Origin of the sequence: Phenylobacterium sp., from assembly GCF_036723115.1 — a bacterium.
Taxonomy (GTDB): domain Bacteria; phylum Pseudomonadota; class Alphaproteobacteria; order Caulobacterales; family Caulobacteraceae; genus Phenylobacterium.
The window spans coordinates 1-11,679 of record NZ_DAIMHV010000001.1; the positions used below are offsets into that span (position 1 = coordinate 1).

Here is an 11,679-nt window from a genome sequence, read left to right on the forward strand (position 1 = left end):
CCCCTGAACATCGGCAGGTGGCGGGGCTGGAGGCGGCGGCGGAGATCCGCACCGACCATTGGGGCGTCGCCCACATCTATGCCGACAGCGTCCGTGACGCCTTTTTCCTGCAGGGCTACAATGTCGCCCAGGACCGGCTCTGGCAGGTGGACCTCTGGCGCAAGCGGGGGCTTGGCCTTCTGGCCCGGGATTTCGGCGAAAGCTACGCCGCCCAGGATCGCGCCGCCCGGCTGTTTCTCTACCGCGGCGACATGGACGCCGAATGGGCGGCCTACGGCCCGAACGCCAAGGCCTATGCCGAGGCCTTCGTGGCGGGGCTGAACGCCTATGTGGCCGAGATCGACAGCGGCCAGCGGCCGCTGCCGACGGAGTTCGCCCTGACAAACACCCGGCCGGACGCCTGGCGGCCGGAGGACGTGGTGCGCATCCGCAGTCACGGCCTGACCCGCAACGCCGGCGCCGAGGTGGAGCGGGCGCTGATCACCTGCGCCGCAGGCCTGGGCGCCAACGCCCTGAACCGCAAGCTGGAGCCGGACCACGCGCTGACCTGGCCCGAGGGGCTCGACCCCTGCGCCATTCCCGCCGACGTCCTGGCCGACTATCGCCTGGGGACCGACGGGGTGCGTTTCGAGGCCGGCCGCCTGGTCACCGCGGCGTTGGACATCCCGCCCGAGGCCATCGGCTCCAACAACTGGACCGTGGCGCCGTCGCGCACCGCCACCGGGCGGCCGATCCTGGCCAATGATCCCCACCGGGCCCATGGCGCGCCCTCCCTGCGCTACATCGTGCATCTGGAGGCGCCCGGCTTCTCGGTGATCGGCGCCGGGGAGCCGGCCCTGCCCGGCGTCTCCATCGGCCACAACGGCCAGATCGCCTTCGGCCTGACCATCTTCCCCGCCGACCAGGAAGACCTCTACGTCTACGAGCTCCATCCGGAGAACCCCGACCTCTATCGCTATGGCGAGGGCTGGGAGGCCATGACCACGGTGGAGGAACAGGTCCCGGTGCGCGGAGGCGCGCCCCAGAGCGCGACCCTGCGGTTCACCCGCCACGGGCCGGTGCTGAAGATCGACCCGGCCAATCGCCGCGCCTTCGCCCTGCGCAGCGTCTGGGGAAATCCGGGCAGCTCAGCCTATTTCGGCTCCGCCGACTACATGACCGCACGGGACTGGAACGAGTTCCAGACGGCGCTGGCCCGCTTCGGCGCGCCCAGCGAAAATCAGGTCTATGCCGACACGGCGGGCAATATCGGCTGGCAGGCGGCGGGCTTCGTGCCCCGGCGCCGGAACTGGGACGGCCTGACCCCGGTGCCCGGGGACGGGCGCTATGAGTGGGACGGCTTCCTGCCGGCGGCCGAACTGCCGGGCGCCTATAATCCGCCGGCCGGCTGGTTGGCCAGCGCCAACCAGTTCAACCTGCCGGCCGACTATCCCCGCGACCGCATCGTCGGCTTCGAATGGTCCAACGACGCCCGGATGCGGCGGATCAGCCAGGTGCTGGCGGCCGATACGCGCCATAGCCTCGAAGCCTCCATGGCGCTGCAGACCGATCCCACCAACATCACCGCAGCCCGGCTGATCCCCCTGGTGGAGGCCATGGCGACGCGGGACGCCGAGGCGCTCGCCGCCCAGAGGCTGCTGCGCGGCTATGACGGACGGGCCACGGTGGAAAGCGGACCCGCCGCCCTCTACGAGGTCTGGCTGTTCAAGCACCTCGGCCGCGCCACGGTGGAACGCCAGGCGCCGGCCGCGGCGCGCGCCCTGATCGGCGCCGGCGACCTGCCCGCGGTGATGGACCATCTGGAGGCCCTGCGCCCGGCGGAGCGCGATCCGATCCTGAGCGCCAGTCTGGCGGCGGCTTTTGCGGAAGTCCGCGGCGCCCTGGGGTCCGACACTGCCGGCTGGGCCTGGGGCGATCTGCATCAGGCCCGGTTCGAGCATCCCCTCTTCGCCCTGGCCCCGCCCGAGGATCGGGAAGCCATGGCGGCGGGTCCGGCCCCGGTGGCGGGGACCATGCTGAGCCCCCTGGCGGCCACCTGGCGGGGCAGCGACTATCGCATCACGGCCGGCGGCTCCTTCCGCATGGTCCTGGATGTGGGAGACTGGGACAACAGCCGCGTGATCAACACGCCCGGCCAGTCCGGCGACCCGGCCAGCCCCCATTTCGCCGACCTCTTCCCCCTGTGGGCGCAGGGCCGCTACGTGCCCATGGTCTACACCCGCCCGGCGGTGGAGGCGGCCACGGCGCGGGTGCAGCTGCTCACTCCGGCGCCCGGACAATGAGGCGGCCGAGCAGGCCGGGCCTGCGCTCATGACGACGGTTCCCGAGGCATTCCGCGGCGTCTGGCGTCGGGAGAGGATCACCGCGCCCGGACTCCTCGACACCACCACCCGGGTCTTCTGGGTGCAGTCGGCCAGCTGGTATGGCGACATCCGGGTCCCCGCGGACTCCCCCCGTCGCGCCGGCGACGTTCAGGGCTATAGCGATGCCGAACTGGTCGCCCTGGCGCGCAGCGAGGGTTTCGCCGGCCAGCTGACGGTGACCCCGGAACGCTGCGTCTGGCGTCGCGACCTGGACTATCAGCCCCCCACGCCCACCCCGGATGAAGGCGCGTGGCGGTTCGCCGATCGCGACACGCTGGTCGAGGACGGCGTCCACAGCGACTATCAGGAGATCTGGGTGCGCGAGCCCCAGAGCAGCGGACTGTTCGCCGCGTTCAGCCCGGACGACGGTCCGGGCCTGCTGGTCCTGGCGGGCGATCACTTCATCCAGGTCGAGCCTGGCCTCGCCTCGCTCCCCGCTGATCCTGCTTTCCCGCCCCCCGCGCTGCCTGCCCAGGTGGCGGCCGCCTGCCAGGCGGGCCGCAGGGTCCTCGCGGAGCTGTGGCTCGCCATGCCCATCTGTTACGGCCGGATCGGCGAGGGCTGGCGGATCAGTCTGTCCACCACGCCCTGGCGCGAGGGCGAGCCTCTCTGGGCCGCGCCGCCGGCCTGTGACGACGGCGCGGCCCGGTTCGTCGAGGCCTCGGGTCGCATCTGGTCCCGGCTGGAGGTCGACGGCGACGAGGCGGCGCTCGCGCGGGCCTTCGCCGCCGCCGCGCGATGAACAGCCCCGCTCACCCCGAGGCGGACCGGATCGTGTCGGCGGCCCTGGGCCTGGTCGCCGAGGGCGGGCTGGACGGCCTGACCATGCGCGATCTGGCGCGGGCCGTGGGCAAGAGCACCACCGTCATCGTCAATCAGTTCGGGGCCAAGCAGGGCCTGATCGAGGCCCTGGGCGAAGCCGCCTTCGAGGCCGACGCGCTCTATCATCAGACCTTTCTCGCCGCGGCCGCGAAGCTCGCGCTCAGCCGCGACGCCCTGGCGGCCCTGGCCGGTCACTATCTGCGCGAGCGGGCCAGCGCTTCGGCGAGCTTCGTGCGCGTGTGGGAGGAGCTGCTGCTGGTCCCGAACCCCGGACCCCGGCTCGCGGCGCTCATGCGGCGCTGGGAGACGATGCGCCGGCAGACCTGGACCCAGCTGCTCGCCCCGCATCGGCAGGCCGACGCCGTGGGGGCGGCGGTCTCCACCTATCTCACCCTGGAGCAGTTCTACGCCGGCGCCCTGGCGGGCCGGCTGGACTATGAGATGATCGTCGCCGAGGGCCTGGGCGGCCTGGCTGACCGGTTGCTCGATCGGGAGGATGACGACGCCGCGGCCACGGAAAGCTTCATCGAACAGCTGATCATCCCGAGGGCGCCGGCCGAGGGGCTGGACCCGGCCTCCATGAAGGTTCGTCTGCTCGACGTGGCGGCCGACCAGATTCTCTCCGAAGGTCTCGGCGCCCTCACCAACCGGTCGGTGAGCACCGCGGTGGGCACCTCCACCTCGACCATCGCCTATCACTGGCCCGACATGGACCGCTTCATCATCGACGCGGTCTGGCATGCCGTCTTCCGCGAGATGCCGGAATATCTCGACCATCGCCACGCCGGCGCCTCGGGACCGCCCGACGTGGCGCAGTGGGGAGACCTGATGGTCCGCACCCTGACCCTGGGCGCGGCGCCGGGGTCCGGCTTCTATGTGAAGTACGCCAAGCTGATCGCGCAGATCTGCCTCAAGGCCCGCCGCGACCCGGCCTTCGCCGAGTTGGCCATGATCCTGCGCGGCCCCGAGGGCGGCGGCACCTATGTGGGGCGGGCCGAGCACTGGCCGCCGCAGTTCGATCTGTCGCGTCGGGGCGCCACCCGCTTCGCCCTTTGGATCAAGGGTGCGGCTCTGCTTTCGGCGGCCGGCGGACATCGGGTCGAGGACAAGGACGTGGTCGCCGCCGCGGCCCTGCTGACGGCGGAACATCGTTAACCGAACGACTGTTTCCACGGTCCCGCTGAGACCCGGCGCAGAGCCGCGACGAAACCTTCAAAACCTCGTCACAAAACCATTACCGAGCGCCTGTAACGGAGCGCTCGTGTCGAACAGCCGTTTTTTCAGGTGCTTCAGGGCAGGTGTGGTCGACTCCCCGCTTCTGCTTCGGCCCTGCGTCAGGCGCGCCAGGATCCGGCTCGACATCGGCCTCGGAAAGGGGCGCGGCCGCAGACGCGGCGACCAACCGAAAACCCCGGCCCGTGCGAGAGGGGCGCTCGCCCGCGCCGCCCGATGGATGAACACATGAACCGGCTTCTCCTTGGCGCTTCCAGCGCCGTCATCGCCTGCGCCGCGGCCTTCCCGGCCCTGGCCCAGACCAGCCCTGAAACCCAGGCCACCACCGTCCAGGACGTGGTCGTCACCGCCCAGCGCCGCGAACAGGCCAGCCAGGAGATCGGCCTGGCGCTCAGCGTGATCAGCGGGGCCGCCCTGGACGAAAAGGGCGTCTCGGTTCTCAACGACATCGAGAACATCGTCCCGAACATGGAGGTGGACAGCCAGTTCGGCGGCGGTCAGCCCCAGTTCCGCATCCGCGGCATCGGCGCGCGGGAATACAGCAGCAACAACGCCTCCACCGTCGGGATCTATGTGGACGAGGTGGCCCACCCCTATACGATCACCACCCAGGGCGCGATGTTCGACATCGCCCGGATCGAAGTGCTGCGCGGGCCCCAGGGCACCCTCTATGGGCGCAACACCACCGGCGGTGCGGTGAACATCATCACCAACGCCCCCACGGTGGAACGTCGGGCGGGGTTCAGCGCCGAATACGGCTCCTATGACCGCTTCAAGGTCGAGGGCTATGTCTCCGGTCAGATCGCCCCCAACCTGCTGGGCCGGCTCGCCGCCACCACCGAGCAGGGCGGCGCCTGGCAGTATCATCGCGACACCGGAGAAGAGCTCGGCGACAAGGACAAGACCGCCGTCCGCGGCCGCCTGACCTGGCTGGCCGGCGACAATGTCACGGTGGATCTGGCCGCCACCTATCAGGTGGACAAGTCCGATGGCCTCGGCTTCCGCCTCCGCGGCCCCTACACCGTCTTCGACGGCAGCATCACCTATCCCACCGACACCGCCCATCGCATCACCGGCTGGCAGCTCTCGCCGGAAATGGCCGCGGTGTCGGGCCGGGCCCTGGGCTCCAAGCCCGGTCGCGACAATGAAGGCCTGGACCTGAACGCCCGGCTGAAGGCTGAGCTCGGCTGGGCCCAGCTCAATTCCATCACCGCCTACCAGTCCTTCGAGCGTTCCGAATACAACGACTGGGACGGCACGCGCTTCAACGAGTCCGACGTCTATTTCTACAACGAGATCGACGCCTTCTCGCAGGAGTTCCGGCTCTCTTCCAATCCGGGTCAGCGGCTGAACTGGATGGTCGGCGCCTATTATGCCGACGAGACCAATGACGGGGGCTTCTACACCCAGTTCCGCGGCGCCAGCCGCGTGCTGATCAACACCCCCTATCAGCAGTCGGTGGAGGCCTTCGGCATCTTCACCCACAACAGCTACCAGCTCACCGACCGGCTCAACCTGATCGCCGGCCTGCGCTACGAGGACGAAACCCGCAGCCTGACCACCTCGGGGACCCGGCGGATCAACTTGCCGGTGGGGCCGGCGGTGACCTATTCCACCGACCTGTCCGAAGTGACCGGCCGCCTGGGTCTGGAATACGACCTGGCCCACAACGCCATGCTCTACGCCAGCGTGGCCCGCGGGGTGAAGTCGGGCGGCTTCACCACCTATAACGGCACCTCGGCCACCCCCTTCCGGCCGGAAGTGGTCATCGCCTATGAGCTCGGCCTGAAGTCCGACCTGCTGCAGAACCGCCTGCGGCTGAACGGGGCGGTCTTCTTCTACGACTATGAGGACCAGCAGGTTCAGGGCCTGGAGTACGATCGCGACTCCGGCCGCCTGGGCAAGATCACCAATGTGCCCAAGTCGGAAATCTATGGCGGCGAGATCGAGCTGATCTGGACCCCGCTGCCCGGCCTGACCATCACCCAGAACTATGGCTACAAGGAAGGCAAGTACACCGAGTACTTCGCCATCGACGGCGCGGCCACCGACGCGGCCAATCCGCCCAATGGCCCTTGGGTGAACATCATCGCCAACGACCGGTCGGGCGAGCCGCTGCAGTTCCCCAAGTTCAACTATGGGGGCTCTGTGGCCTATGACTGGGAGATGGCCGGCGTGGCCCTGCGCGCCGAGACCAACTACGTCCAGCGGGACTCCATCTACAACGCCGCCTCCAGCTCGGTCCTGGAAGGCTACTGGCTGTGGAACGCCAGCGTCAGCGCCGGTCCCGCCGACGCCAACTGGCGCGCCACCCTGTGGTCGCGGAACCTCTTCGACACCTATTACGAAGAGACCCGCAACGGCTTCAACGGCTCGGCCCGCCCCACCGCTTCGCCCAGCCAGGGCCGGACGGTGGGCGTACGCCTGACCATGGACTTCTGATCCGTCAAACGACCCGAGGGGCGGCCTGCAGCCGCCCCTCCCCCTCTTTCGCTAACGAAAGCGCGCCCATGTCCGCCCTCGCCCGCGCCCTCAGCCGTCGCACCCTCCTCGGAGGGGTGGTGGCGGCCCCCGTCGTACTCCGGTTCGGCCTCGCCCAGGCCGGCGGCTTCCTGTTTCCGCTCGGCGTGGCCAGCGGTGATCCGTCCCCGGACGGTTTCGTCCTCTGGACCCGGCTCGCCGTCGATCCCGTGGCGTCCGACGGCCTGGGCGGACTGGGCGGCCCGGTGGAGGTCCGCTGGGAGGTGGGCGCCGATGAGAACTTCAAGACCCTGGCGGCCTCCGGCCAGGTCCTGGCCACCAGCGCCAGCGCCCACAGCCTGCATGTGGAGGTGAGCGGCCTGCGCCCGGGTCGCCCCTATTGGTACCGCTTCATCGCCCAGGGCCAGATGAGCCCGGCCGGCCGGACCCTGACCGCGCCTGCGCCCCAGGCCAGGGCGGAGTCCCTGCGCATGGTGGTCGCCTCCTGCTCCAACTGGGAGTCGGGCTATTTCAGCGCCTATGGCCACATGGCCGACGAGGCGCCCGATCTCAGCCTGTTCCTGGGCGACTACATTTATGAATACACCCGCGGGCCGGAACGGGCCGCCGATGTGGTGCGGCCCTATGGTCTGGAAGAAGCCACCACCCTGGCGGGCTATCGCAACCGCTACGCCCTGCATCGGACCGACCCCCACCTGCAGCGGCTGCACGCCGCCGCCCCCTGCCTGGCGATCTGGGACGATCACGAGGTGCATGACGACTATTCCGGCATCTGGACCAAGACGCCGGGCGTCGCGCCCACCGATTTCCTGCGCCGCCGGGCGGCGGGTTATCAGGCCTTCTACGAATCCATGCCCATCCGGCGCGCCCGCCTGGACGGCGGCCTGGAGACGCCGATCCACCGCCGTGTCCGCTATGGCCGACTGGCGGAATTCTTCATGCTGGACGGGCGCCAGCACCGGTCTCGCCAGCCCTGCAGCACCGGCGAGACCGGGGGCAAGGGGCAGATCGTCACCGACGCGGCCTGCAACGACCGCACCGATCCCTCCCGCACCTTCCTGGGCTTCCAGCAGGAGCGCTGGCTCTATGACGGCCTGGCGCGCAGCGAAGCGGCCTGGACGATCCTGGGCCAGAACCTGGTCATGGCCGGGCTGCGCTTCGGCGATGGCGGGCCGGAGACCCGCTACTGGACCGACACCTGGGACGGCTTCCCCGCCGCCCGCGATCGCCTCACCCAGGCCCTGGCGACCCTGAAGCCGAACAATCCCGTGGTCCTGAGCGGCGACTATCATTCCTTCTGGACCAATGACGTGAAGCTGGACGCCCGCGATCCCGCCTCGACCACCGTGGCCACCGAGTTCGTCGGCACCTCCATCACCTCCACCGGCCCCAGCTATCAGGGGCTGATGTCGGCCATGCCGAACAATCCGCACATCAAGTTCTTCGACAGCCGGGTGCGCGGCTACATGTCGATCGACATCACCCCGAAGGTCATGACCACCCGCTATCAGCAGATCAGCGACGTGCGCGACCCGGCCGCGAGCCTGTCCACCCTGAACCGCTGGACGGTCGAAGCCGGCCGGCCTGGCGCTGAGGCGGCCTGACGGCCGCAAGGATCCCCCATGCGAATTTTCATGAACGCCCTGGCCGGGGCCGCCCTGCTGGCCCTGACCGCCTGCGCCGCCGGCGCGGGCGCGCCCCCCGCCCCTGCGACGCCGGCCGGAGCGCCCGTCTTCTGGCAGGGTTTCGCCGACCATCCGCACGGCTATCTTAAGCCAGGCCAGGCGCCCAACGCTGCGGTCCTCCTGCCGCCGCCGCCGGCGGCCGGCTCCCTGCGCGAGCAGGCCGACATCGAGTCCTATCGCGCCACCCGGACGCTGGAGGGTTCAGACCGCTGGCGCCAGGCCGCCGCCGACAACGAGATCGAGACGCCCAGCGCGCCGCGCATCTTCAATGAGGCCTTGGGCGTGGCCTTCGAGCCCGAGCGCATGCCCACCCTCACCCTGCTGCTGGCGCGGATGCTGGGCGATCTGGAGACTATCCAGACCCCGGCCAAGACCGGCTATTTCCGCCCCCGGCCCTTTGTGAGCGAACCGGCGCCCACCTGCTTTCCGCCCGAGCCCTGGCTGGTCCGCAGCGGCTCCTACCCCTCGGGCCATGCGGCCCTGGGCTGGGCCTGGGCGCTCACCCTGGCCGAACTGGCGCCTGACCGGGCCGACGCCATCCTGGCCCGCGGTCTGGCCTATGGCGACAGTCGCGCCATCTGCGGCGTCCACTATCCCAGCGACGTGGAGGCCGGCCGGCTCGTGGGGGCGGTGATCGTGGCCCGGCTGAAGGCCGAGCCGGAGTTCCAGCGGGACTTCGCGCGGGCGCGACAGGAGCTGGAGGCTCAGCGCACGGCGGCGGGGCGGCCGAAGCTCGACTGACCCTCCGCCAGGACCAGCTCGCCGCGGGCCTGGCGGGCCTTGAGATAGGCGAAGGTCCGCGCGGTCTGGGCGAACAGATGCTCGCCCGAGACCAGGCGGGGATAGCGCGGCGTCTGGCCTGCGGGCACGAGGCGAGGGTCCGGTTCGACTACCGTCTCGTAGTCGCAGGTGGCGAAGAAGGGGAAGCTGTAGCGCTCCTCGGCGACCTTGCGCACCCGGTGGGTGGTGGCGGTGAAGGCGCCGTTGGTCCAGGCCTCCAGCATGTCGCCGATATTGATCACATAGCAGCCGGGGATAGGCGGGGCGTCGATCCACGCGCCGCGGCCGTTGAGCACCTCCAGCCCCGGCGCCGTGCCGCGCAGGATGGTGAAGAACTCATAGTCGGTATGGGCGCCGATCCCCTCGCGGTCCTCTGCGGCGGGGTCGAAGGGATAGTGGATCATGCGCAACTGGCTGGGCGGCGCCTGGCGGTGAGCCTCGAAGTGATCCTCCGGCAGGTCGAGCGCCAGGGCGAAGCCCCGGAAGAGCCGCCGGGCGAGTTCGGCCACCGCCGCATAATAGGCCGAGGCGGCGGCCCGGAAGGCGGAATCCTCGGGCCAGAGATTAGGCCCCAGCATGGGCGCGGAGCCGGCGCCCTCGGGCAGGTCCAAATTGAGATCGTAGGCTTCCTTGCGGTCGATGGCGCCGCCGGGAAACACCTCCTCGCCCTCCGGCACATAGCCGCTGTGATTGACCGAGCCGCCGATATAGCTGGCCATCTTCACGTCCAGGGGCTGGTCGAAGAAGGCTCGCGCCGCGGCCAGGACGTCTGTGAAGAGGGCCTCGTCCACCCCGTGACCGCGCACATAGAGAAAGCCGACCTCGCGGGCGGCGCGGCCCATTTCGGAGGCGACTGCGCGGCGGCTCATGGGGTCGGCCGCCCTGAGGTCGCTGATGTCCACAACGGGGATGGCGTCGAAGTCGCCGCTCATGGCCCAGGCCCTCGCTCATGATTACGAATTCCTCATTTCGTAATACTGACGGGGGCGCAAGCGGGACCGGGGGCGGCGCCTGCGGGTTGGGCGGAAGGCCGAGGGCCCAGGCGCCAGGCGCCGGTTTTTAGGGCGCCGGGCGTGAGCCGGCCCTGTGGCGGGCGGGCCGATTGGAATATTACGAATTCTTCTGAATGTAATACCGACAGGCGCGCCGCAGCGGGCCGTCGACAGATGCATGAAAGGGGGTCTCAGCATGACGTGGCTCAACGGATTACGCACAGCAGTGGTGGCCGCCGTGGCCGGCCTGACCCTGGCCGCCTGCGGCCAGGGCGGTCAGGAAGCCGCCAAGTCGGAGGCCCGCCAGGACTTCACCATCGGCTGGACCATCTATGCCGGCTGGATGCCCTGGCCCTATGCCGAGCAGGCCGGGATCGTGAAGAAGTGGTCCGACAAGTACGGGGTGAACATCAAGTTCGTGCAGGTGAACGACTATGTGGAGTCGCTCAACCAGTTCACCGCCGGAACCCTGGACGGGGTCACCTCCACCAATATGGACGCCCTGACCATTCCGGCCGCGGCCGGCAAGGACACCACCGTGGTGATCCTCGGGGACTATTCCAACGGCAATGACGGCATCATCCTGAAGAACGGCTCGCGCCTGGCCGACATCCGCGGCCGCTCGGTGAACCTGGTGGAGAATTCCGTCTCGCACTACCTGCTGGCCCGTGGGCTGGAGAGCGCGGGCCTGGCGCTGAGCGACGTGTCGGTGGTCAACACCTCCGACGCCGACATGGTGGCCGCCTTCGCCGCCCCGCAAACCACGGCCATCGTGCCCTGGAACCCGCAGCTGGCCGAGATCAAGAAGCAGCCCGGCGCCGTGGAGGTGTTCAACTCCACCCAGATCCCCGGGGAAATCCTGGACATGATGGTGGTCTCCACCGAGGTGCTGCGCGCCAATCCCAACCTCGGCAAGGCCCTGGCCGGCATCTGGTATGAGACCATGGCCCTGATGAGCGCCGACACGCCTGAGGGTCAGGCGGCGCGCGAGGCGATGGCCGCCATCGCCGGCGCCGACCTGGCCTCCTACGAGGCCCAGGTGGCCACCACCTTCATGTACTACGAACCCCAGGCGGCCCTGGCGGCCATGACCGGCGAGGACCTGGTCGCGGCCAATGACAAGGTTCGCCAGTTCAGCTTCCAGGCCGGCCTGTTCGGCCAGGGCGCCCGGTCGGTGGACGACATCGGCATCGAGTTCCCGGGCGGTCGTATCCTGGGCGACGCCCAGAATGTGAAGCTGCGCTTCGATCCCAGCTTCACCCAGATGGCGGCCGACGGCGGACTCTAGTCCGCCTGACGCCTCCCGTTCGCTTAAGAGTTCCC

At 69.6% G+C, this 11,679-nt stretch carries 8 protein-coding genes; 7 read left to right on the forward strand and 1 reads right to left on the reverse strand.

Annotated features, from left to right (window positions below; translation table 11 throughout):
- The 6 genes from V7D28_RS00005 to V7D28_RS00030 all read left to right on the forward strand — a co-directional run.
- A partial coding sequence (locus V7D28_RS00005; RefSeq protein ID WP_333585289.1) for a penicillin acylase family protein occupies positions 1–2,282 on the forward strand: 2,282 nt, incomplete at its 5' end.
- Positions 2,283–2,310: 28 nt separating this feature from the next.
- Positions 2,311–3,105 (forward strand): hypothetical protein, encoded by a 795-nt coding sequence (locus V7D28_RS00010; protein ID WP_333585290.1) that lies wholly within the window; start codon positions 2,311–2,313, stop codon positions 3,103–3,105.
- Positions 3,102–4,340: a TetR/AcrR family transcriptional regulator gene (locus V7D28_RS00015; RefSeq protein ID WP_333585291.1), complete on the forward strand. Its 1,239-nt coding sequence runs from the start codon at positions 3,102–3,104 to the stop codon at positions 4,338–4,340. The genes V7D28_RS00010 and V7D28_RS00015 overlap by 4 nt, the downstream gene beginning before the upstream one ends.
- A gap of 306 nt (positions 4,341–4,646) precedes the next feature.
- The gene (locus V7D28_RS00020; protein WP_333585292.1) at positions 4,647–6,860 is read left to right on the forward strand and encodes a TonB-dependent receptor; all 2,214 of its coding nucleotides are present in this window, start codon (positions 4,647–4,649) and stop codon (positions 6,858–6,860) included.
- A gap of 68 nt (positions 6,861–6,928) precedes the next feature.
- A complete protein-coding gene (locus tag V7D28_RS00025) occupies positions 6,929–8,503 on the forward strand; it encodes an alkaline phosphatase D family protein (protein ID WP_333585293.1) in 1,575 nt (524 codons plus the stop codon).
- A gap of 18 nt (positions 8,504–8,521) precedes the next feature.
- Positions 8,522–9,325, forward strand: coding sequence for an acid phosphatase (locus tag V7D28_RS00030; RefSeq protein WP_333585294.1), 804 nt, complete (start codon positions 8,522–8,524; stop codon positions 9,323–9,325).
- Here the strand turns inward: V7D28_RS00030 and V7D28_RS00035 are convergent.
- On the reverse strand, positions 9,289–10,296 hold the full coding sequence (locus tag V7D28_RS00035; RefSeq protein WP_333585295.1) for an isopenicillin N synthase family dioxygenase: 1,008 nt from the start codon (positions 10,294–10,296) through the stop codon (positions 9,289–9,291). The genes V7D28_RS00030 and V7D28_RS00035 overlap by 37 nt on opposite strands.
- A 256-nt stretch (positions 10,297–10,552) precedes the next feature.
- Between V7D28_RS00035 and V7D28_RS00040 the strand changes: the two genes are divergently transcribed.
- Complete coding sequence (locus V7D28_RS00040; protein ID WP_333585296.1) at positions 10,553–11,644, forward strand: putative urea ABC transporter substrate-binding protein; 1,092 nt, start codon at positions 10,553–10,555, stop codon at positions 11,642–11,644.
- Positions 11,645–11,679 lie beyond the last annotated feature (35 nt).

Coding starts and splice junctions, on each gene's coding strand:
- V7D28_RS00010 (WP_333585290.1), top strand. CDS start 2,311: ATGACGACGGTTCCCGAGGCATTCCGCGGCGTCTGGCGTCGGGAGAGG.
- V7D28_RS00015 (WP_333585291.1), top strand. CDS start 3,102: ATGAACAGCCCCGCTCACCCCGAGGCGGACCGGATCGTGTCGGCGGCC.
- V7D28_RS00020 (WP_333585292.1), top strand. CDS start 4,647: ATGAACCGGCTTCTCCTTGGCGCTTCCAGCGCCGTCATCGCCTGCGCC.
- V7D28_RS00025 (WP_333585293.1), top strand. CDS start 6,929: ATGTCCGCCCTCGCCCGCGCCCTCAGCCGTCGCACCCTCCTCGGAGGG.
- V7D28_RS00030 (WP_333585294.1), top strand. CDS start 8,522: ATGCGAATTTTCATGAACGCCCTGGCCGGGGCCGCCCTGCTGGCCCTG.
- V7D28_RS00035 (WP_333585295.1), bottom strand. CDS start 10,296: ATGAGCGGCGACTTCGACGCCATCCCCGTTGTGGACATCAGCGACCTC.
- V7D28_RS00040 (WP_333585296.1), top strand. CDS start 10,553: ATGACGTGGCTCAACGGATTACGCACAGCAGTGGTGGCCGCCGTGGCC.